19 protein-coding genes are annotated in these 21,788 nt (G+C 45.4%); 15 read left to right on the top strand and 4 right to left on the bottom strand.

Features of this window, described 5'->3' with window-relative positions; all coding sequences use genetic code 11:
• Positions 1-7: 7 nt before the first annotated feature.
• Together JKP82_RS17865 and JKP82_RS17860 are read left to right on the top strand one after the other, a co-directional pair.
• On the top strand, positions 8-721 hold the full coding sequence (locus tag JKP82_RS17865; protein ID WP_159528634.1) for a gamma-glutamylcyclotransferase family protein: 714 nt from the start codon (positions 8-10) through the stop codon (positions 719-721).
• A complete protein-coding gene (locus tag JKP82_RS17860; protein ID WP_159528636.1) occupies positions 709-1,227 on the top strand; it encodes a GNAT family N-acetyltransferase in 519 nt (172 codons plus the stop codon). Before JKP82_RS17865 ends, JKP82_RS17860 begins: the two co-directional genes overlap by 13 nt.
• On the opposite strand, the gene JKP82_RS17855 is transcribed toward JKP82_RS17860, so the two are convergent.
• Together JKP82_RS17855 and JKP82_RS17850 are read right to left on the bottom strand one after the other, a co-directional pair.
• A complete protein-coding gene (locus JKP82_RS17855; protein WP_159528638.1) occupies positions 1,224-1,847 on the bottom strand; it encodes a peptidylprolyl isomerase in 624 nt (207 codons plus the stop codon). The genes JKP82_RS17860 and JKP82_RS17855 overlap by 4 nt on opposite strands.
• 9 nt (positions 1,848-1,856) lie before the next feature.
• Positions 1,857-3,107, bottom strand: a complete 1,251-nt coding sequence (locus tag JKP82_RS17850; protein ID WP_159528640.1) for a methyltransferase — start codon at positions 3,105-3,107, stop codon at positions 1,857-1,859.
• A 30-nt stretch (positions 3,108-3,137) separates the two neighbouring features.
• Between JKP82_RS17850 and JKP82_RS17845 the strand changes: the two genes are divergently transcribed.
• The 4 genes from JKP82_RS17845 to JKP82_RS17830 all read left to right on the top strand — a co-directional run bounded on the left by JKP82_RS17845 (position 3,138) and on the right by JKP82_RS17830 (position 5,526).
• Complete coding sequence (locus JKP82_RS17845) at positions 3,138-3,767, top strand: alpha-ketoglutarate-dependent dioxygenase AlkB family protein (protein ID WP_159528642.1); 630 nt, start codon at positions 3,138-3,140, stop codon at positions 3,765-3,767.
• A gap of 7 nt (positions 3,768-3,774) precedes the next feature.
• Positions 3,775-4,089, top strand: coding sequence for a BolA family protein (locus tag JKP82_RS17840; RefSeq protein ID WP_218398082.1), 315 nt, complete (start codon positions 3,775-3,777; stop codon positions 4,087-4,089).
• Between the two features lie 79 nt (positions 4,090-4,168).
• Positions 4,169-4,843: a phosphatase PAP2 family protein gene (locus JKP82_RS17835; RefSeq protein WP_159528646.1), complete on the top strand. Its 675-nt coding sequence runs from the start codon at positions 4,169-4,171 to the stop codon at positions 4,841-4,843.
• A gap of 77 nt (positions 4,844-4,920) precedes the next feature.
• The gene (locus JKP82_RS17830) at positions 4,921-5,526 is read left to right on the top strand and encodes a nucleotidyltransferase family protein (RefSeq protein ID WP_232370566.1); all 606 of its coding nucleotides are present in this window, start codon (positions 4,921-4,923) and stop codon (positions 5,524-5,526) included.
• On the opposite strand, the gene JKP82_RS17825 is transcribed toward JKP82_RS17830, so the two are convergent.
• Positions 5,503-6,867: a nitrate regulatory protein gene (locus tag JKP82_RS17825; protein WP_159528648.1), complete on the bottom strand. Its 1,365-nt coding sequence runs from the start codon at positions 6,865-6,867 to the stop codon at positions 5,503-5,505. The genes JKP82_RS17830 and JKP82_RS17825 overlap by 24 nt on opposite strands.
• Positions 6,868-7,109: 242 nt before the next feature.
• Entirely contained in the window at positions 7,110-7,394 is a 285-nt protein-coding gene (locus JKP82_RS17820) for a hypothetical protein (RefSeq protein ID WP_057793943.1), read from the bottom strand.
• A gap of 331 nt (positions 7,395-7,725) precedes the next feature.
• On the opposite strand from JKP82_RS17820, the gene JKP82_RS17815 reads away from it, so the two are divergent.
• The 9 genes from JKP82_RS17815 (at position 7,726) to JKP82_RS17775 (ending at position 21,777) form a co-directional block, all read left to right on the top strand.
• Positions 7,726-9,291 (top strand): SulP family inorganic anion transporter, encoded by a 1,566-nt coding sequence (locus tag JKP82_RS17815; protein WP_218398080.1) that lies wholly within the window; start codon positions 7,726-7,728, stop codon positions 9,289-9,291.
• A 351-nt stretch (positions 9,292-9,642) separates the two neighbouring features.
• The gene (gene nirB / locus JKP82_RS17810) at positions 9,643-12,192 is read left to right on the top strand and encodes a nitrite reductase large subunit NirB (protein WP_218398078.1); all 2,550 of its coding nucleotides are present in this window, start codon (positions 9,643-9,645) and stop codon (positions 12,190-12,192) included.
• Positions 12,193-12,206: 14 nt separating this feature from the next.
• On the top strand, positions 12,207-12,560 hold the full coding sequence (nirD, locus tag JKP82_RS17805) for a nitrite reductase small subunit NirD (protein ID WP_159528654.1): 354 nt from the start codon (positions 12,207-12,209) through the stop codon (positions 12,558-12,560).
• A gap of 42 nt (positions 12,561-12,602) precedes the next feature.
• Positions 12,603-15,392, top strand: a complete 2,790-nt coding sequence (locus tag JKP82_RS17800) for a nitrate reductase (protein WP_218398076.1) — start codon at positions 12,603-12,605, stop codon at positions 15,390-15,392.
• Positions 15,393-15,542: 150 nt separating this feature from the next.
• A complete protein-coding gene (gene cobA / locus JKP82_RS17795) occupies positions 15,543-16,442 on the top strand; it encodes a uroporphyrinogen-III C-methyltransferase (protein ID WP_159528658.1) in 900 nt (299 codons plus the stop codon).
• Positions 16,426-17,421 carry a glycosyl transferase family protein gene (locus JKP82_RS17790; RefSeq protein WP_159528660.1) on the top strand — a complete coding sequence of 332 codons (996 nt, stop codon included), beginning with the start codon at positions 16,426-16,428 and terminating at the stop codon, positions 17,419-17,421. Before cobA ends, JKP82_RS17790 begins: the two co-directional genes overlap by 17 nt.
• Positions 17,422-17,620: 199 nt before the next feature.
• Positions 17,621-18,937, top strand: coding sequence for a methyl-accepting chemotaxis protein (locus JKP82_RS17785; RefSeq protein ID WP_218398075.1), 1,317 nt, complete (start codon positions 17,621-17,623; stop codon positions 18,935-18,937).
• Between the two features lie 392 nt (positions 18,938-19,329).
• Positions 19,330-20,745, top strand: coding sequence for a CmpA/NrtA family ABC transporter substrate-binding protein (locus tag JKP82_RS17780; RefSeq protein WP_159528664.1), 1,416 nt, complete (start codon positions 19,330-19,332; stop codon positions 20,743-20,745).
• Between the two features lie 36 nt (positions 20,746-20,781).
• Complete coding sequence (locus JKP82_RS17775; protein WP_218398073.1) at positions 20,782-21,777, top strand: ABC transporter permease; 996 nt, start codon at positions 20,782-20,784, stop codon at positions 21,775-21,777.
• Positions 21,778-21,788 lie beyond the last annotated feature (11 nt).

Raw genomic sequence — 21,788 nt, 5'->3', positions numbered from 1 at the left:
GGTGCGCTTGGTAGACGTAAAGGCAGAATCGGTGAAAGAATCAGTGAAAGACAGTTGGTTAGCTACCTTAGCTAGCCAAAAAAGTAAGCATATTGTGCTAGGTTACGGCAGTTTGCTTAGTCGAGATTCCCGAGAGCGTCACTCCCAAATATATACTCAAGGTTTACCCGTGCGTGTTTCAGGTTTTAAGCGCGCATGGGTTACCCGTAGTCTGCAAGAAAAGCAAACCTATGTAGGCGCCGTTGCCGATAAAGCATCTCAATTAAATGCACAGCTTATTCCCGCCGAAGTAAACCCTTCATTACGCGCGCGAGAAAAAAACTACCGCTTTGTCGAAGTACCAGCCAGTGCAATCGAACATGTAAGTTCCTCCTTGTGCAATCAACCTTCTTTCACCCCTGCGCTTCGCGATGCGTTAAGCCATCATCAACTCTGGTTATGTGAAACCTTACTTTGTCATCACCCCAGCACCGACTTTCCTGTTTCACAAACCTACATTGATACCTGTCTTGTGGGCTGTTTAGAGCATGGTGGAATAAGTGAAGCTACCGCTTTTATTGAACACACCCATGGGTGGAATCACCCTAGTATTGATGACAGATCAAATCCTGTTTACCCAAGAGCCGCCGCTATTTCTAAGCAACATTTAACGCAAATAGACACGCTGCTAAAAAAGGTAAAACAACCCACACAGAGGCGTACTCATTCATGTTGTTACTAACTGAACGGTTGGAATTAAGCCCACTGACGCAAGCAGATAAACTGTGGATAGTTGAAATGCACCAAGACCCGTTATGGAAGCAGTTTATTGGTCATCGTGGGGTGGCGAGCGTTGAAGATGCCGCTGATTATATTGACCGGGTTAACGCGCAGGTTAATGAGTGGGGATATGGCTTATTGGCAATAAGAAATAAGAAAACCAACGCGCCTTATGGTGTTTGTGGGCTTATTAATCGCTTTGTTTTCAGCTGCCCTGATTTAGGCTTTGCACTGCTACCGAGTGCGCGTAAACAGGGAATTGCGATAGAAGCAGCTAAAGCGGTTATTGATTGGGTGGACATGGAAGAAGATATGCATTTCATTACCGCCTCTACCCACCCCGAAAACGCACGTTCTCAACATCTATTACACCAGCTAGGGTTTGAAAAACGCGGCCCTTACTTTATTGATAAGTCCACACCGGTTCAAACCCTATTCTGGCGCAACAGTGATTTCGCTAGCCGTTAGAACGGTGGAAGCACCGTAACCTTTTTAATGATGATAGGTTCAATAGGTACATTGTTGGTGTTTAGCATTAGCGAATACTCGGTTTCTACTTCAGACATCGCATCTACAATATCTTCACCTTCTACAATCATGCCAAACACCGCATAGCCCCAGTCTCGCCCTGGGTTTAGCGTTTCGTTGTCATTAACGTTAAAGAAAAACTGACGATTTGCAGTATGCGGATCATCTTGCCGAGCCATAGCGATGGTGTGTAAGTCATTGGTTAGCCCATTTCCCGACTCATTGAATATTTCAGGGTAGTTAGACTTACCTTCAAAATCGGTGGTATAGCCTCCGCCTTGCACCACAAACCCCGGCACAATACGATGAAAAATGGTGTTTTCATAACTGCGCTTGTCTACATAACGTAAAAAGTTATTCACGGTAATGGGCGCGCGGCGACGGTCTAATTCCACCACAATATCACCCATGGTGGTTTCAATTTTAACTCTTGGGTAATAGTTATCAGGCTGAATTTGTGAGCCATCATCTTTTTTAGCCGCCAATGCATTAGGGCTAATTGCTGCAGACGTAAAAACGAAAGCTGAGAAGATTAAGGCCGTTATAAGCGGTTTTAACATGTGCATTCCTTATCGTTTAGCGGTGCCCAAAATAACAAATTTTTTGTCGCTTGCCAGTACGTCTGAACCACCAAACATGCGTTTAAGTTTAACGTGATGTTCAAGATGCCTGTTTCCAACCACCACTAACTGGCCACCTTTTACTAACGCGTGTTTCGAATCGTTAAACATTTGCCATGCAATATGGTCGGTAATGGCATTTTGTTGATGGAAAGGGGGGTTACACAATATCTTAGTTACCCAAGGCGATTGTTGCTGCTCTAGCAAGCTCTCAAGGCAGTTACTGGCCATAAACTCACATTGATCAATCTTGTCTGGAAAATTCTCAAGTACATTTAATCGTGCACTTTCCACTGCCATAAAAGACTCATCAATGAATATTACCTTGCAGTCGCCTGCTAAGGCTAAAGCGTTTACGCCTAATATTCCATTGCCGCAGCCTAAATCGACCACGGTTTCGTTAGCACTTACCGTCATATGCTCAAGCATTAAACGGGCACCAATATCTAATGACTGACGAGAAAATACATTCGCGTGATTTTTAAGTGTAAAAGTTTGGCCTGTGGCGCCCTTACATTTCCATATTTCAGGATAAGGCGAAGGGATGGGGGCAATACTTTCATCAAGGGTACTAAAAACCAATCTCGACTTTTTCTTTGCCAAGGATGTTTTAGCAGGGCCAATGATTTTCTCGAACAAGGCGGATACCGACTTGGTCACGGCTTTTATTTTACCTGCCGCCACAATATGCGTACCAGGCGCTGCATAACGTTTAATATCGATAAGCTGTTGTTCAAGTAACGCTAGCGTGCGCGGCACTTTAAGCATGATAACGCTTGGGGCACTCTCTGGCATGAAAGTAAGACTTTCAACACTGGTTAAACTGGTTACGGGTGACGTTAGCGCACCTTCCTCATCAATAACCGGTTTTAAATGGTTACGCCTAAGGTTTTCTTGTAATGATCGCAAGCTAATATACGAATCTGAAATCCAAATAGGACTATACTGCGTAAACCAACATCCAAGGGTACCAAAGTCGTCATTAAAAATGAGTATGGGGCCCAAGGTAGATGACGTTTCAGGTTGGTTTTCGTCTTGGGCTTTATTTAGGGCTTCAACAAGCGCATCAAGGTGCGCTTCTACATGCTCAATAAGCAGCTCATCGGCACTATCCCACGCTTGTAGGCTTTTGTGCTGATGTTTTTCAGGGTAGCGTATTAAGGTAAACTGGCGCTCTGCCATTGAAAATTCTGTATTCATTATTTTCTTGTCTAAAGTTATCGGGGGGTTATGCAATTACCACTTTTTACTGACGCGAAAGCAGCGAAAAACTCACCCATTACGCTACCGTTGCCAGAAGCTGAGGTGCGCTATTATCCGCAATGGCTTAGCTCAGAGCAAGCGAATGACTACCAAGGTGTGTTTGAAAGCACTTTGCCGTGGCGACAAGATACCATTCGTATGTATGGAAAATACCTCGATGTGCCTAGGTTACAGGCTTGGCACGGTGATCCTGAATGTCTTTATAAATATTCGGGTATTAAGCTTGCACCACAACCTTGGACCCCTGAATTAGCGGTCATTCGAGATAAATGCATTGAGGTTTGTCATATTCCTTTCAACAGTGTGTTGGCAAATTGGTATCGACATGGGCAAGACAGTATGAGTATGCATGCTGATGATGAGCCTGAACTCGGACCTAATCCCGTGGTAGCGTCGGTCACTTTTGGTGAGTCTCGCCCTTTTGTGTTTAAACACAAAGAAACCGGTGCCCGTTTTACCCAAATATTAGAGCACGGTAGTCTATTAGTCATGGGGGAAACCACTCAATCGCAATATCTGCACGGTATTGCTAAGACGACTAAACATATCGGTGGTAGAATTAACCTTACTTTCCGGCACTTAATTACAACCAAGTAGTTTTCATATGAATGTTAAAGAATTTATAGAATCGACCCTAACACGCGCGCTTTCGCCAGCGTTGTTGAACGTGGAAGACGAGAGCTTTATGCACAACGTTCCAGACGGTGCGCAAAGCCATTTCAAGGTAACCGTGGTCACGGATGCCTTTGAAGGCAAACGTTTAATTGCCCGTCATCGTGAAATTAATACGTTGGTCGATGAAGCCTTGAAAGGGCCTGTGCATGCGCTAGCATTACATACTTATACCCCAACAGAGTGGGTGGCGCGAGGTGGCGAAGCGCTCACTTCGCCAGTCTGTTTAGGTGGCAGTAAGTCGTAACGCGTTTTTATATTCGTTTCGTTTTTCAATTGAGTATTTATTTTAATTTTCTATAGCCCCAACAGGAGCGCTTGGTAACATGGAAGTAAGAAGTTCGGTAAACGCGTATTTGCAGATAGTAAAAACACCCACGGTGCAGGTGGTGTTATTAGGGGGGGGCTTTTTGCTGCTAATGCTATTTGCTTCTATGCAGGTTCTAGCGCCTTTCGATAACGCCGTCATTCAGATGCTGGTGTGGGACGATATGCCCGGGGTGATTCAACGCTTCTTTGAAAATTTCACTGCGCTTGGCAGTAACGAAGTACTTATCTTTTTTTCACTTGCCGTAGCCGGTTTTTTGAAATTAACCGGGCATCCCAATAAAGCATTTACGCTATTAATAGCGGTAGCTGCAGGATTGGTGATTACCTTTGTACTTAAAGTCGGTATAGACCGCCCTAGGCCGCCGCTGTCTGGCCATCAAGTTACCGTATTAACGCAAAGCTTTCCATCTGCACATGCCATGATGTCTACCCTTGTTTACTTCTGTATTGCTAGGCTTTTTTGCTTTTCTATTACAAAAGTTAAATTGAAAATATGGGTATATTCTCTGACTACACTATTGGTATTTGTTATTGGCCTGAGTCGAGTACAGCTAGGCGTGCATTGGCCTACCGATGTCATTGCTGGGTGGCTCGGTGGCGGAACCATTGCCGCGTTTAGTTTTTATGTGATTAAATGGCAAAGAAATCTGCGCATTCGAAATAACCCTTAGTTTTCTAGACGTGGAAGGCCAAACTGCTAGGGGAAATTAGGGCGGCCACAATACGAAGACCAAACTAGGTACAAGTTGTGAACATATGCGATCCTAGAGAAAACCCAGAACACGCTAAGCAAGCCGTTATCCGTATGATGTCTCACGACTTATACCGGATGCAATGCTTGGCTGCATTAAAATCGCTACAGTTACCCCAAGGTTATTTAGCGGCGGGGTTTCTGCGTAATGCTATATGGGATGATAGTCACGGCTATAAGAAACCAACGCCGTTAAATGACATCGATGTTATCTACTTCAACCCATCAGATACTTCAAAAGAATCAGAGCTCCACATAGAAAATGCGTTGTCTGCGCAGGTACCTTCAGCCCACTGGCAAGTGAAGAATCAGGCTCGTATGCATGTGCACCACGGTCACAACGCGTATAAAGACTGTGAAGAAGCGATTAGCTATTGGATAGAACAAGAAACCTGTGTGGCTATTAGGCTTTGCCCAAATAAAGAGGGCGATAAGTTTGATATGCTTGCACCCTATGGGCTATCAAGTAATTTTGCCGGTACGATTTCGATAAACCCCCGCCATCCTAGAGGCGATGTATTTACCCAGCGGGTGAAAACGAAAAACTGGCTAGTAACGTGGCCGCAACTTACTTTAGATTCAGCGTTGGTTAGCGCTATTTGATATTTCAACCACGGTCGCGGCTATGTCGGTCAGCTTTTTATGCTCATTCATGGCCTGCTTTTGTAGTTTTCGATACGCATCATTTTCATTTAGTTGAAATTGCTGCATCAGAATGAGTTTGGCTCTATCCACCAGCTTGTGCTCGGTAATGGCGCGTTTAGCTTCTTCTAACTCACGACTCATGTCTTCAATATACTGTGCTTGCCCTCTCAATAAATCGTAAAATGAGCGATGTGCAGACAAGGTTTGTGTCTGTTCGCTAATATCAGCATTTTTACTCGAGCCAGTCATATCAGTCTGTAGCAACGCGAGCTCACTGTCTTCCACCAAACCTGGCATGCTAGGGTCGAACAGCATAGTGAGGGGGGAGCCATCTTGTGCGTGTTCATCGGTAAAGCTTTCAATTAACCGCTGATGGTTTTTCATTTCATGATGGGCGTTACTTACTTTGGTTTGCGCTTCTTTCGTTAAGCTGTCGGTCAGCTTATTTTCAATTTCTTGCATTGCATCAATACGCCGCGTGGCTACATCGAACCACACTTCACTAATTTCAGCCGCAATGGGGCTACCATCAGCAAGCTGTGCAATCATTTTCCGTAATTGATTAATATCATGTGCGGCAGGGCTGTCATCTAAAAGCTCGTAGGCGTCTTTATGGCAAGTCCGTGCGAATTCATTGAACACGGTAAAGTGATGTTGCTGAGCGTGCTGTAGTGCGCTGAGCTTGTCGCACAGGCGTTTATCAAAATGCGTCTCTGCAAAGCCAATAGCCCCCCATGCACGTTCTTGCCCTGCATACTCTTTACCCTGCATGAAATTAAATAGTGCAACTAAAAGGCGGGTAATTACTGGATCGCTGGCAATGTCTGCCGCTTCAAAAATTACCGTAAGTAGCCCTGCCACTAAGCGGCAATAAGCGCGGGTGGAGTCTAACGGAGACAGTGTGAGTTTTTTCGCTTGTTCACGAAGAACCGGGAGGTAGTCAATACCTTGAAGCGCTAACGTAATGCTGCTTAATAAGCGAGGGTTTGCGGTGTCATGACTTTCGGTTAAATACAATGATTTAAGTTGGCTGCGCAACATAGATTCGGCTTCACAGCTGGCTTCAATATGGGTAGCACGTTGCTGCGAAAATCTTTCGCCTTTAGACGCTAAATAAATGTTGGTGGCACCACGCTCCCGCTGTAGGGCATGCACCATGTTTCGAACGGAAATAACAATGCGGCAGTTGCTGGATAGCTGCTCAAGCACAGTAATTTCAGCTCGTTTAGCGGCAAGCAAGAAACGCTTAGTGGCATCGCTATAATGCGTAGTGGCCGTTATTTCATGGTCTGTTTGCATGATACATCTAGGAGTTTAGCGGACTTAGCTTCTAACAAAAGCAATGCCTATGCCTTAACGAACCACTCTTGATGAAGTTGATTTAAGTTGCTGTTTTTATGCGGATAATTTTTTCGTTTGATTCAATGTTGGGGGATTTTCCAGCAAATATTAATCAGCAATACTGAGCGTCTCATCATAGATGCTCAATAATGGTGCAAGTTGAGATGATCTTAGCCTTGCACCTACTTCAATATTTGGTATTACGCCCTTACTACTCGGAGAAACCAGCCAACAAAAATAGAAATAAGAAGGCCGAAGAAAGACATCAAAGCAGTAATCATCAATAACTTTCCTGAAAAGTCAGGATCTTCACCGGTTTCAGTCATTAACATGCCGGATGCTTTGAAGATAAATAATGCGGCAATAGAAAACAGTAAAATGACTGCAGTAGACATTAACGTAGATTTCCAAAAGGTTTTTGGAAACGCCCAATGAATAGCGCCGGCCACCAGCACGCATAAAATTGTGAGTAAATAAGGGACCACTTCCACTCCTTATCGGTTGGTCAAATACACCTCGCCGCCAACAAAAGGATCAGCAACGTAGATTGAAACAGTCAGTGTGAATACAACTGAGAGCGCCAATGACGAATCAATGGCAAATCAATTGCTCGGCAAAAACTAAGCTTATTACGATGCCATGGAAAGTCAGCCTTGTCAGCTTAAAATCCTCTGTACGATTAACATTCTATTAAAAGATTTTCAGCATTATTAGTGGTAGAATCGCACGCAAAATTTGTGCATGACAGTGATTTACAGCATCCACAGCTAATCTGGCAACGCACGACTCCTAAAACCTCTAGACTCCTGAGAAAACATGTTTGATTTAATTACTAATCGAGATAGTAATGTAAAAAATGACGTGCTTTCTGGTATTACCGTTGCACTTGCACTGGTACCAGAAGCGGTTGCTTTTGCATTTGTTGCTGGCGTTGAGCCCATGATTGGGTTGTACGCCGCATTTATGATGGGACTTATCACGTCGGCCATTGGCGGACGTCCGGGAATGATTTCTGGTGCGACAGGTGCCATGGCCGTGGTCATGGTGGCATTAGTGGCACAGCATGGCGTTCAATATCTGTTTGCCGCTGTTATTTTAGCCGGTTTACTGCAAATACTCTGCGGGGTGTTCAAGCTCGGGAAATTTATTCGACTGGTGCCTTACCCGGTAATGCTCGGGTTTGTAAACGGCTTAGCAATTGTTATTTTTCTTGCCCAATTAGGTCAATTTAAAGTAGTGAATGCCCTCGGTCAGTTGGAGTGGATGCAAGGAACCATGTTGTACGGGATGCTTGGGTTGGTTGCGCTTACTATGGCGATTATCTACTTACTGCCTAAGTTAACCACTGCGGTACCAGCGTCTTTAGTGGCTATTGTTACCGTAACGGCTATGGTGCACGGGCTAGATTTAGAAGCCCGTACGGTTATCGATTTCGTGCGTGATTTGCTACCTGAAGCACAGAAAGCTAGCGCTACCCTTGCCGGTGAACTACCTACTTTTGCTATCCCTATGGTGCCGTTTACCTGGGAAACTGTGATGATTGTTCTGCCTACTTCAATCATTCTGTGTCTGGTTGGTTTGATTGAGTCACTCCTTACATTATCGCTTATTGATGAAATGACAGATACCCGTGGCCGTGGCAACAAAGAATGTGTGGGTCAAGGTGTGGCTAATACTGTAAATGGCTTCTTTGGCGGCATGGGCGGTTGTGCCATGATTGGTCAAAGCATGATTAACATCAACTCTGGTGGTCGTGGACGTTTATCAGGTATTACTGCAGCATTGGTGCTTCTTGCCTTTATTCTTTTTGCTGCGCCATTAATTGAAATGATCCCGCTAGCGGCATTGGTTGGCGTTATGTTCGTGGTGGTTATTGCTACCTTTGAATGGGCATCGTTCCGCATTATTCGTGGTGTAAATAAAGAGGACGCTTTTGTTCTGTTCTTAGTGACCGCAGTAACGGTCATTGCTGACCTTGCGATTGCGGTTGTGGTGGGTGTAATTGTGTCTGCCTTGGTATTTGCGTGGAAGCACGCTCGTCATATCGAAATTAAGAGCCACATTGATAGCGATGATTGGAAAGTGTATGAATTAGAAGGACCATTGTTCTTCGGTTCAGTGACCCACTTCAAAGACTTGTTTGATATTGCCAATGATCCTGAGCACGTGGTTATCGACTTTAAAGAATCGCGAATTTGGGATTCATCAGGTATTGATGCCTTAGATACGTTAGCTGATAAATACGAACAGCAAGGCAAGAAGCTGCATATTCGCCATATCAGTGACGAGTGTCGCAACTTACTGCGTAAAGCTGACAAGTTCGTAGAAATTAACGTGAATGAAGATCCTCGTTATCGTGTTGCTACCGATAAGCTGGCTTAACAGTTGGTGGCAATCGCCTTGGTGTGAATGCTCAGGTGCTTGCCAGGGCTGGAGAGTAAGGTAGAGCAATGTGAGTGCACCAAATGATATCGCAAATGCTTTTATTTGGTGCAAAATAAGGTGGCTCGAAAAGCCGGTTTTTTAATAAATCTATATAAAACAGGCTGGTAATGACATGGCACTAATATTGGATATACTTTGTAGTGTGAAAAATTGTGTGTGTATGTTTAGAGCAACCTAGCTCAGAAAAATTTGATAGCTATGAAAACTCGTAGCGCTTGATAGGCAATGAAGCCCGCAACAACGAAAGTTGATGCGGGCTTTTTTTTGTCCCGAATAAAGGGAGAGACCATGACATCTTTGGCATCTAAAACGCGAATTCTCGTCGTTGGTAACGGAATGGTAGGGCACCATTTTGTTGAACAGCTTCATCAAAGTAGCGATAACGTTGATATCACCGTGTTGTGTGGTGAGTCGAGACTGGCCTACGATAGAGTACATTTATCCTCTTACTTTAGTGGCGCTAGCGCAGATGACTTAGCGCTGACAACCGCTGATGTATATCGTGATTGGGGCGTTAATGTGGTAACGAACGCCATAGTAACTGACTTGCTGCGCGACGAAAAAAAGGCGTTAACCGAAGATGGTCAGGTATTTCCCTACGATAAATTGGTACTTGCCACCGGCTCTTACCCGTTTGTCCCGCCTATCCCCGGAAACAATCAAGAACATTGTTTAGTGTATCGCACTATTGATGACCTGATTGCCATTGAAAACTCTGCTCGAGAAAGCAAAGTCGGTGTGGTAGTGGGGGGCGGCTTATTGGGCCTTGAGGCGGCAAACGCGTTGAAAGAAGCCGGACTTGAAACCCATGTGGTGGAATTTGCGCCTCAGCTGATGGCCGTGCAGTTAGACGAAACGGGGGGCGACGTACTTCGCAGTAAAATTGAGTCGTTAGGGGTAACCGTTCATACCCAAAAAGCAACACAGGTTATCGAAGCTGGGGAGCAAGCACGTTATCGCATGGTATTTGCCGACGGCACTTTTCTTGAGACCGATATGGTGCTGTTTTCAGCGGGTATTCGTCCATCAGATCAACTGGCCAGAAAATCCATGCTAGCGCTTGGGGAGCGTGGGGGTATTGTTGTCGATGACAACTGCTTAACTTCCGATCCTGACATTTTTGCCGTGGGCGAATGTGCGCTTTGGCAAAACCGCATATTTGGTTTAGTTGCGCCAGGTTACACCATGGCTCGCGCAGCGGTAAGTGCGTTAACTGGTGGTGATACTGTATTCACTGGCGCCGACATGAGTACTAAGCTTAAGTTGATGGGTGTGGAAGTAGGTTCTATTGGCGATGCACACGAACGTACTACTGGCGCACAAAGCTACACCTATTTTAACCAGCCTGAAGGCGTGTACAAGAAGTTGGTGGTAGATGAAAGCCAGCAGAAAGTATTGGGTGCGGTGTTAGTCGGTGATACCAGCGACTACGACACCTTATTGCAGTACGCCTTAAACGGCATTGATTTACCAGAAAACCCTGAAACGCTTATTCTGCCAAGTTCAGGTGCTGCGCCAGCGTTAGGGGCTGATGCATTACCGGACACCGCCACAATTTGCTCCTGTCACAACGTGGCAAAAAACGACATTGTATCGGCTATTGACGAGGGCTGTTGCAGCCTTGGCGAAGTTAAAAGCTGTACGAAAGCCAGCACCGGTTGTGGTGGGTGTACTGCTTTGCTTAAAAATGTGGTTGATAGTGAGCTTGAAAAGCGAGGGGTAGAAGTCTCGAAAGCCATTTGTGAGCATTTCAATCATACCCGCCAAGAGCTATTTCATATTGTAAAAGTGAACGGCATCACTTCGTTTGACGAATTACTCGACAAGCATGGAACTGGTCTTGGCTGTGAAATATGTAAGCCAGCAGCAGGCTCTATTTTAGCGTCTGTGTATAACGATTACGTACTTAAACAAGAGCATTTACCCCTGCAAGATACCAACGATATTTATCTTGGTAATATGCAAAAAGACGGTACTTATTCTGTGGTTCCTCGCGTGGCGGGGGGAGAAATTACGCCAGAAAAGCTAATTTTATTAGGCGAAGTTGCCAAGAAATACAGCCTGTATACCAAAATCACCGGTGGTCAGCGAATTGATTTATTTGGCGCACGGGTCGATCAACTTCCTGATATTTGGGAAGCCCTTGTCAAAGGCGGCTTCGAAACTGGGCATGCATACGCTAAAGCCCTTCGTACGGTGAAGTCGTGTGTAGGTAGCACTTGGTGTCGCTACGGCGTTCAAGATTCGGTGAAAACCGCCATCGATTTAGAAAACCGTTACAAGGGCTTACGCGCGCCGCACAAAATTAAATTCGGCGTGTCCGGCTGTACGCGGGAATGTGCAGAAGCCCAAAGTAAAGATATTGGTGTTATTGCCACCGAAAATGGCTGGAATTTATATGTATGCGGAAACGGCGGTATGAAGCCTCGTCATGCCGATTTATTCGCCACCGATTTAGATACCGAAACGCTGGTTAAGTACATCGACCGGGTCTTGATGTTTTATGTACGCACCGCCGACAGATTGCAACGTACATCGGTATGGATGGATAACTTAGAAGGTGGTTTGGCTTACCTGCAAGATGTTGTTATGAATGACTCGCTTAACATTAACGCTGATTTAGAAGCTCAAATGGAAACCGTTGTTGGTGCTTATCAGTGTGAGTGGAAAACCACGCTTGAAAGCGAAGCATCGCGTAAACGTTTCCGTCAATTCGTTAACACAGATGGCACCGACACAAACATTCAGTTTGTCTCTGAGCGAGGTCAAGTTAGGCCTGCCACTGAATTAGAGAAATCTAAAGGTGCCGACAACCTCATTGCGGTTGACGTAATTTAATAAGGAACAAACTGATGACAGCAAATACAGAAGTGGCGCCCCTTTGGCATGACGTGTGTGGCATTGATGACGTGGTAACAAACAGCGGTGTTTGTGCACTTATTGAAGGTCAGCAAGTGGCACTGTTTAGTGTGATGAGAGGTGGCGAGCAGTTTCTTTACGCCATTAGCAACTGGGACCCCATCGGCAAAGCAAACGTGCTATATCGTGGCCTTATAGGCTCCATAGCGGATGATATTGTGGTGGCATCGCCTCTTTATAAAGAGCACTACGTGTTGGCCACAGGCAAGTGTATTGAACGTGATGACGTAAGCGTAGTGGCGTATGACGTGAAAGTGGAAGGTGAGCGAATACTCGTTGCTGTCTAACCCACTTTTCTATGTTGTTTTGTTTATTAAGAGAGTTTATCCATGAATATGGCTACACCAAAAACCACTATGCTGGAACCACGACTACGGCAAAAGCAAACCACCTGTCCTTATTGTGGTGTGGGTTGTGGTGTAGATATCAGTTGCAACGTTAGCGGGCGTATTACCTCCCTGGACAAGGTTACTGGTACGCCCGAGCATCCGGCCAATTATGGTCGTCTGTGTGTAAAAGGCACAAACCTGCTCGAAACAAACGATCTTAGCGGCCGTTTGCTTCATCCAACCATGGCAGGTGCGAAGGTAGATTGGGACACGGCTACCCGCGCGGTGGCTGATAAAATCACCCAGACTATTGCTGAACATGGGCCGGATGCCGTTGCGTTTTATGTTTCAGGGCAATTACTCACTGAAGATTATTATGTTGCTAATAAGCTCATGAAAGGGTTTATTGGCAGCGCCAATATAGACACGAACTCAAGGCTTTGTATGTCATCTGCCGTTGCCGGTTATAAACGTGCGTTTGGTGAAGATGTGGTGCCTTGCGATTACACCGATTTGGAATGTACCTCATTATTGGTGCTCACAGGCAGCAACGCTGCGTGGGCGCACCCTGTGCTATTCCAGCGTATTCAGAGGGCTAAGCTGCGCAATCCAAACATGAAAGTGGTGGTGATTGACCCCAGAGAAACTGAGACCTGCACTATCGCAGACTTACATTTACCGCTAAAAGCAGGCAGTGACGTTGCGTTATTTAATGGGTTACTTCAATTTGCTCACAACAATGGGGCAATAGATAAGATTGCCGTTAGCGCATTTACCCAAGGGCTAGATGAAGCCGTCAGCAGTGCCAACGCCATTGATGCAAAAGACGTGGCTAGTCTGTGCGGTTTAAATGAGGCGGATTTAACCACTTTTTATGATTGGTTTATCAATGCTGACACTGCAGTTACTTTCTATTCCATGGGTGTTAACCAATCTTCAGCTGGGGTAGATAAAGCTAACGCCATTATTAATTGTCACTTGGCATTGGATTTTATTGGCAAGCCAGGTTGCGGCCCTTTTTCTATAACCGGTCAGCCCAATGCCATGGGGGGCAGGGAAGTGGGTGGTTTAGCCAATATGCTGGCGGCCCACTGTGATATTGAAAACCCCAACCACCGTGAAAATGTAAAAGCGTTTTGGCAGTCTCCGGCTATGCCAGAGTGCGGCGGATTAAAAGCAGTAGACTTGTTTTCAGCTATGGATGCGGGACAAATCAAGTTTGTGTGGATAATGGGCACAAATCCTGTGGTGAGTATGCCCTATCGGGAGCAAGTTGAATCGGCGCTGAAAAAGTGCGACATGGTGGTGGTATCAGATATTGTACAAAGTAACGATACCCTTGCCTTTGCTGATATTGCACTGCCTGCAACCGGGTGGTCTGAAAAAGACGGTACCGTCACTAATTCCGAGCGCAGAATTTCCCGTCAACGAGGCATTATGCCGCCTCCAGGCGAAGCCAAACACGATTGGCAAATTATGTGTGATGTAGCTAATAAAATGGGCTTTGCCAGCGCATTTGCCTACTCTCACCCTAGCGAAATATTTGATGAACACGCCCGGTTAACGGCATACAAAAACGACGGCACGCGATTGCTCAACCTTTCCCCCTTAACCGGGAAATCTCAGGCTCAATATGATGCAATGGCGCCTGTACAATGGCCACTTAATACCAATAGCGATAAAACGCTTTCAGCTGTTCGCCCCTTTTATAACAAAGTGTTTTTTACCCCATCGGGCAAAGCAAATTTTGTCGCCGTGCAGTTTTCTCTTCCTATTCAAGTTACCTCGCGTGAATTTCCGTTTGTGCTTAATAGCGGGCGAATGCGTGACCAGTGGCACACCATGACTCGAACAGGCAAGGCGCCTTTACTTCATGCCCATACTGCGCACGCCAATATTTATATTCATCCCGAAGATGCCAAAGCATTGTGTGTGGCCGCAAATGACTATGTTTCTCTCAGCAGTAAAGTGAGCGGCGAAACACCCTGTATTTTCCCTGTGCAAATCGATAAACGTCAGCGCCAAGGCGATGTGTTCGTTCCTATTCATTGGTCAGGGGAGTGGGGTTCGCACAGCAAGCTGGCAAAACTTTATGCGCCGGCAACCGATCCTATTTCAGGGCAGCCAGAACTAAAACATGGTGCGGTATCCATTACGCCCCATAACTTTTCAAGCTACGGAAAGCTCTATATTAGTGATGACATTCAAGTGGCAAATGGCGAATTGGATATCGTAAAAGTGCTGAGCGAGGTAGTGGAAAGTAATAACGGCTACTGGGCTAAATATTTAATCGATAATGGGCTGGGCGTATCCATTGCCAGCCAACTTGAATCGCAAGCGGTAATCAAAGGGTTGCTAGAAAAACTACCTAAAACTTGGGTGTGCTATCAACACAAAACCGCCGACAGCCAAGTGCTTATTTGTACTTATCAAGATTCGTTTTGTTTTATGGCGTTTTTTGGTGCGCACAGCCCCAGTACGAAGCCAAAGTATGATGTACCAAATTCATGGGTAGACAGCGCATTGAAGCAACGTTTCAGCGCTGAAAAACTCGCTAATTTTTTACGCTGTGAAGTCGACGAAGAATTTTTAAATGGCCCTGTGGTGTGTAGTTGTTTTTCTGTGAGGGAAAAAACCATTAATAAAGCGGTAGCAGCAGGGTGCTCATCAGTTTCTGCATTGGGCGATTCGTTAAAGTGCGGCACAAATTGCGGTTCCTGCAAACCGGCTTTAGCAACATTAATTAACGAATATGCCACCCCAGTAGAAGACGTCGCTCGTGAAAGTTAACACCAAGCGCGTAGCTGATAAGAAGGCTACACAGGATACTATCGAGAATGCTACTGGCAATGTTACTAGCAAAGCATCTTGCATAAACGTGACTCCTACAATAGCTATTATCACAAGAGCGACGACGAACTTTGCTCTGGAGAGGTTATCATGAACACTTTAGTTAACACCTTTGGGCTGTTGTTTCGCAATGCATTATCGCAACCTGCTAGCTACTCCACATCAGGTTTTTTAAGTGGATGGTTAGGCAACGGAAAAAGCGCGCCACGTAGCAAGAAAGAAGGCAAAGTGTACATTGTTGGGGCTGGCCCAGGCGATGTTGAATTACTCACCCTTAAGGCGCTTAGATTAATCAAACAAGCTGATATAGTGTTGTTTGATGCATTAGTGGGCAAAGATGTTATTGCGGAAATTCCCCGTCATGTGAAACGTGAATATGTGGGTAAACGCTGTGGTCAGCACAGTATGAAGCAGCAAGAGATTAGCGCGAAGGTGGTTGAGCTAGCGAAGGCAGGTCATTGTGTAGTGCGACTTAAAGGTGGCGACCCTGCATTGTTTGCTAGAACCTGCGAAGAAACCATAGCGCTGACAGAAGCGAGCATTCCTTTTGCTATTGTACCTGGCATTACGGCGGCTTCAGGCATGTCTGCTTATACGGGGATCCCACTTACTGATAGGCGCTGTGCGCAGGCAGTGAGCTTTATTACTGCACATTTTCAAAACCCTGAAACATGGCCAGATATGACCCAATTGGCTAAAAGTGTTGCCTCTCAAACCGTGGTGGTTTACATGGGGTTGAGTCGTTTGTCTTTGCTATGTGATGCTTTGGTAAAACACGGCATTGCCGATGATTGGCCTGTAGCCGCAGTAGAAAATGCGACAAGTCCGCAACAGCGGGTGATAGAAGGTACTGTGAGTACCATTGGTAGTATAGTCTCTAACGCCAATGTTAGCGGCCCTACGTTACTTATTTTTGGAAAAGTGATAGAGTCACGACAACTCGTCAATACATCACTTTTACACAATAAGCAGCATGTCTCAGCAATTTAGCAACTATATAAAAATCATCGGCAAGGGCCAAAAAGGTGGGCGCAGTCTTACCCGCCAAGAAGCTTACGAGTCTATGAAAATGGTACTGTCTAATCAAGTTACCGGCGATCAACGTGGTGCATTTTTAATGCTCTTGCGTACGCGAGAAGAAACCCCAGAAGAAGTCATTGGGTTTATTGATGCATGCCGTGAATTACTGGAGCCTGAACTTGCTAACTTAACACCCACATTAGATGTGGGCTGTTATGCCGGTAAGCGCCGCCAGTTACCTTGGTATCTATTATCGTGCGCGGTGCTGGCTAAAAATAATTATACCATTATGCTGCACGGCGCCCATGAGCCAGGTTCGGGTCGGTTATATGCTAGCAAAGCGTTACCTGCATTGGGGCTTGTAGAAGTAAACAGTATTGCCGATGCCTCTCGCCAAATGCGTGAATTTGGTGCCACTTATCTCGATTTGTCGCATTTATTGCCAGCGCTCAATACCATCATAAAATTACGTGAAGTATTTGGGTTACGCTCATGCGCAAATACCTTGGCGCGCTTGCTGAACCCGACGTCGGCCCCTTTTTGTGTGCAGGGGGTTTATCACATGCACCTTGATCATAAACATTGTCGTGTGAATGAAAGTTTTCCCGCGTTCGAAGCGCTGTGCTTTCGTGGCGATGGGGGAGATCCGGAAGTAAACAGTGAACGAAAAACCGAACTCTATGTCACGCGCAATGGAAGTACCGAAGAAATCATACTTCCTGAGTTAACAGAAAAAATGGCTCTTAAAGATACGCAAATGAACGTGAGCGATATGCTTGCGGTTTGGCGGGGCGATACTTCGCATCTTTATGGTGAACAAGCTATTCACGCTACCTTGGTGAGCTACCTTATTTTACTTGAAGGTTGTGACGTAGATGAAGCGAGAGGCCTTGCCACAAATCTGTGGGTACAACGAGATAAAACCGCGTTACCCTTCACTCAGCATTAGGCCATTTGGGGTTAATGCTGTTGTCTAAGAATCAAATCATTTCCAAATTATTCTAATAATTAAGTAACTTGTAAATCCTCTGCTATCTTTAGATCAACCAATTTAAGCAATAACGACTTTGTATCCTCGCTCGCTCTCATGAGCGTTATGAGAAGTTTATGTGAGCGAGATGCTATATCCGAATGTCGAGGAGTACGGGATGTTTTTTAAGAATAAGCAATTGTTAGAAGAAGTGGAGCGCTTACGCAAAGATGTTGAATCATTTCATACGGTGGAAAGTGAACTCAGAGCTGAAATGCTCTACATCGAATTAGATAGAAGCGGAAGAATCAATCGAGTCAACGACAGCTTTTCAGATGTAATGGATTTTTCATCCAATGCACTTGATGGAAAAACTATGGATAGTCTCATTCCTCAGGGAGTAATGAGTCAAGCCGCCACGAAAGAGTTTATTTCTGCGATAAAGCAAGCTCAGCATTGGCATGGTGCGATTAATCTTGCTAATGCTAACAGCGAGGACCGTTGGTTTAGAGGCATACTGCACCCCATTCTTAACGACCGCGGGGCGGTCGAACGGCTTGCCTTGTATATGGCAGAGCAAACCTCAAATATCAATAAAAGCCGTGAAATGAGAGACATGCTTGAGGCCTTGCATCGCTCCACTGCAGTGATTGAGTTTGACCTAACGGGTATTATTCTTAAAGCCAACGATAACTTTCTATCTTCTATGGGCTATTCATCAGAGCAAATAGTCGGTAAGCACCATAAAATATTTTGTCCTGCAGATGAAGTTGACACACCAGAATACCGACAATTTTGGAGCGACCTTGCGCAGGGGAAAATGTTTTCAAGCCGCTTTAAGCGAGTGGATAGTCGCGGTAATGAAGTGTGGTTAGAGGCATCTTACAACCCCATACGAAACGACAAAGGCGTACTTTACAAAGTGGTTAAGTTTGCCACCGTTATTACCGAACAAATGCAACGGGAGTTTGCTATTTCCGAAGCCGCTAATGTTGCCTTTAATATATCGGAAGGTACAGGAGAGCAAGCCCAGAAAGGTAAAGAGGTTGTGGGTAGCATGGTGCGTATTATGGGGGAACTCACTTCGCAGATGGGGACGGCAAGCGAGGGTATTCGTGAACTCGATGAGCAGTCGCAAAAAGTGGCCGATTTAGTTAAAAGCATCAGTGGCATTGCCGATCAAACCAACCTACTGGCGCTGAATGCGGCAATTGAAGCGGCCAGAGCGGGTGACCAAGGAAGAGGCTTTGCCGTTGTTGCGGATGAAGTGCGTCAACTTGCGTCAAGAACCAGTACTGCCACCGAAGAAATTGTAAGTGTAGTAAATGAAAACAGAAAGCTCACTGAAAATGCGGTGCAGCTCATTGAGGCGGGGCAGGAAAAAGCAAGAGAAGCGCTTGAGTATTCAACAGAGTCAGGCAAAGTTATGAACGAAATTCAAAATGGCTCCACAGAAGTCGTAAACGCCATTGGTCAATTCACCCAACGGCTGTAACCTTAAACTACAAATAAAGCATTGAGGGAGAACGTGGCGTCTCCTTCGCCTTTCTATTCTCGTCACCGCCGTGCATCGAACACTTCTAGTGCAATAAACGCACTGTTATTGTTCATGTAAAAGAATGATTACCATTTGCGATTTTGTTAAATCCTGTAAATTCAATGGGTTAGGGTTCTGGCACGAACTCTGCTTTATCAGGCGTAGTTACACTATTAAGCGACACCAAAACAAAAAAGTACATTAAGTACTGGTAGCAACAACCAACACCCAAACAATAAGTTCGCCTGTATCTCATTAATTAATGATTACAGGCCTGGCATCGAAGCCCACCAAGCGCGACGTTTATTCGTCTACGCTGGTGGGTTTTTTTTTGGCTAAAGGAAACATAAATGACCAAGTTTAAAAACGTTTCAGTGCTCAAACAAATAAAGAAAAAAATGGCAGCAGGCATAACCGCTGCGATTGCCCTTTCCTTCACCTTAGGCGCGCCACTCGCTAGCGCACAAAGCGATGAAAAAGTGGGTTGGCCAGAAAAAGAAGAATTAAAATTTGGTTTTATTAAACTGACCGACATGGCGCCATTGGCCATCGCTTATGAAAAAGGTTTTTTTGAAGACGAAGGTTTATATGTAACCTTAGAAGCCCAGGCAAATTGGAAAGTATTGCTTGATCGTACCATCGACGGCCAACTTGATGGTGCTCACATGCTGGCAGGGCAACCGCTTGGCGCAACCATTGGTTTTGGTACTGAAGCACATGTTGTGACGGCGTTTAGTATGGATTTAAATGGGAATGGCATCACTGTTTCAAACGAAATATGGGAAAAAATGAAAGCCCATATTCCGGTAGAAGATGGCAAGCCTGTTCACCCAATCAAAGCTGATTACTTAAAGCCAGTGGTTGATGAATATCGTGATGCAGGTAAGCCATTTAACATGGGTATGGTATTCCCCGTATCGACGCATAATTACGAACTTCGATACTGGCTTGCTGCCGGTGGTATTCACCCAGGCTACTATGCACCTCACAAAGGCGATAATGCTGGCCAAATTGATGCTGAAGCTTTGCTATCAGTTACACCACCTCCTCAAATGCCAGCTACGATGGAAGCGGGCACTATCTATGGGTACTGTGTAGGCGAACCTTGGAACCAGCAGGCGGTATTTAAAGGCATTGGTGTTCCGGTTATTACTGATTACGAAATTTGGAAAAATAACCCAGAAAAAGTATTTGGTGTGAGCCAAGCATGGGCTGAAAAGTATCCTAATACCCACATTCGTGTAGTAAAAGCGTTAATTCGCGCCGCCATGTGGTTAGACGAAAATGACAATGCTAACCGCCCAGAAGCAGTAAAAATCTTAGCGAAAAGTAACTATGTTGGCGCTGATGAAGATGTATTGGCTAACAGCATGACAGGCACCTTCGAATACGAAAAAGGCGATAAGCGTGAAGTACCAGACTTCAACGTATTCTTCCGCTATAACGCTACTTATCCATTTTACAGTGACGCGATTTGGTATTTAACGCAAATGCGCCGCTGGGGACAAATTTCAGAGCCTAAACCAGACGATTGGTATAAAGAAACGGCACGCAAAGTGTACAAGCCTGAGGTTTACGCGATGGCGGCAAAAGCGCTTATTGCCGAAGGAAAAGCAAAAGCAACGGACTTCCCTGCGTTTGCCACTGAAACTGGTTTCAAACCACCTCAATCTGAATTTATCGATGGCGTTACCTACGACGGTAGCAAGCCAAATGCTTACCTTGAACAGTTTGGTATTGGGCTAAAGGGTGAAACTGTTCTTTAACAGTTTCACTGTCATACACAATTAGCGGAGAACAACATGAGTAAGATGGCAAATATATTAAGCTTTTCGCCAGCCAAATCACCAATGAGCGGCACCATGGGGGCGGTTTATAGTCGAGCGCCCGCTTTACTACTGCCTCTCATTGGCCTTTTGATGTTCCTCGCTATTTGGAATGGTGTGGCAAAAAGTATTGATACCTCACTCGGGCAATTTCCTGGCCCTGCTCAAGTGTGGGAGCAGGCAGGCTCGCTTATTACTGAGCACAGTGCTCAGCGAGATAAAGCTGACGCGTTTTACACAAGACAAGAAGAGCGCAACGCCGCGCGGGTTGCACAAGACCCAACTTACGAACCAAAAACTCGCGAGTTCACCGGTTCACCGACCTTCTTTGATCAAATATGGACAAGTCTTTATACCGTCATGGTGGGGTTTCTCATTGCCTCAGTGATTGCCGTCCCTGTCGGTATTTTATGTGGGCTAAGTAAATCAGCTTATGCAGCTATCAATCCGCTGATTCAATTGTTTAAACCCGTGTCACCTTTAGCATGGTTGCCATTGGTCACTATGGTAGTGAGCGCGCTGTACGTTAGCGATGATCCTATGTTTTCAAAATCATTTGTTACCTCGGCACTCACGGTATCCTTATGCTGCCTTTGGCCTACGTTAATTAACACGGCGGTTGGGGTGTCTGCTATCGATAAGGATCTAATTAACGTGAGCAAGGTACTGCGTTTAACGCCTACCTCTCATTTAACAAAAATTATACTACCTTCTTCCATCCCTATGATATTCACAGGGTTAAGACTCTCCCTTGGCATCGGGTGGATGGTATTGATTGCGGCAGAAATGCTGGCGCAAAACCCAGGCCTTGGCAAATTTGTTTGGGATGAATTTCAAAATGGTAGTTCAGAATCTTTAGCACGCATCATGGTAGCGGTGCTCACTATAGGTGCCATTGGTTTCATACTAGACAGAATAATGTTGTCGGTTCAACGTGCAGTGAGCTGGGACAAAACCAGCTTATTACGGTAATTAAGGAGAAA

It is taken from the genome of Alteromonas lipotrueae (genome assembly GCF_019249215.1).
GTDB lineage: Bacteria > Pseudomonadota > Gammaproteobacteria > Enterobacterales > Alteromonadaceae > Alteromonas > Alteromonas lipotrueae.
Note: the sequence above shows the minus strand (reverse complement) of the source record. Positions and strands in the feature narration are given on the sequence as shown.

What these genes read in the sequence shown, in the direction of transcription:
- JKP82_RS17860 (WP_159528636.1), top strand. Translation starts at nt 709, where the DNA reads ATGTTGTTACTAACTGAACGGTTGGAATTAAGCCCACTGACGCAAGCA.
- JKP82_RS17855 (WP_159528638.1), bottom strand. Translation starts at nt 1,847, where the DNA reads ATGTTAAAACCGCTTATAACGGCCTTAATCTTCTCAGCTTTCGTTTTT.
- JKP82_RS17850 (WP_159528640.1), bottom strand. Translation starts at nt 3,107, where the DNA reads ATGAATACAGAATTTTCAATGGCAGAGCGCCAGTTTACCTTAATACGC.
- JKP82_RS17845 (WP_159528642.1), top strand. Translation starts at nt 3,138, where the DNA reads ATGCAATTACCACTTTTTACTGACGCGAAAGCAGCGAAAAACTCACCC.
- JKP82_RS17840 (WP_218398082.1), top strand. Translation starts at nt 3,775, where the DNA reads ATGAATGTTAAAGAATTTATAGAATCGACCCTAACACGCGCGCTTTCG.
- JKP82_RS17835 (WP_159528646.1), top strand. Translation starts at nt 4,169, where the DNA reads ATGGAAGTAAGAAGTTCGGTAAACGCGTATTTGCAGATAGTAAAAACA.
- JKP82_RS17825 (WP_159528648.1), bottom strand. Translation starts at nt 6,867, where the DNA reads ATGCAAACAGACCATGAAATAACGGCCACTACGCATTATAGCGATGCC.
- JKP82_RS17815 (WP_218398080.1), top strand. Translation starts at nt 7,726, where the DNA reads ATGTTTGATTTAATTACTAATCGAGATAGTAATGTAAAAAATGACGTG.
- nirB (WP_218398078.1), top strand. Translation starts at nt 9,643, where the DNA reads ATGACATCTTTGGCATCTAAAACGCGAATTCTCGTCGTTGGTAACGGA.
- nirD (WP_159528654.1), top strand. Translation starts at nt 12,207, where the DNA reads ATGACAGCAAATACAGAAGTGGCGCCCCTTTGGCATGACGTGTGTGGC.
- JKP82_RS17800 (WP_218398076.1), top strand. Translation starts at nt 12,603, where the DNA reads ATGAATATGGCTACACCAAAAACCACTATGCTGGAACCACGACTACGG.
- cobA (WP_159528658.1), top strand. Translation starts at nt 15,543, where the DNA reads ATGAACACTTTAGTTAACACCTTTGGGCTGTTGTTTCGCAATGCATTA.
- JKP82_RS17790 (WP_159528660.1), top strand. Translation starts at nt 16,426, where the DNA reads ATGTCTCAGCAATTTAGCAACTATATAAAAATCATCGGCAAGGGCCAA.
- JKP82_RS17785 (WP_218398075.1), top strand. Translation starts at nt 17,621, where the DNA reads ATGTTTTTTAAGAATAAGCAATTGTTAGAAGAAGTGGAGCGCTTACGC.
- JKP82_RS17780 (WP_159528664.1), top strand. Translation starts at nt 19,330, where the DNA reads ATGACCAAGTTTAAAAACGTTTCAGTGCTCAAACAAATAAAGAAAAAA.
- JKP82_RS17775 (WP_218398073.1), top strand. Translation starts at nt 20,782, where the DNA reads ATGAGTAAGATGGCAAATATATTAAGCTTTTCGCCAGCCAAATCACCA.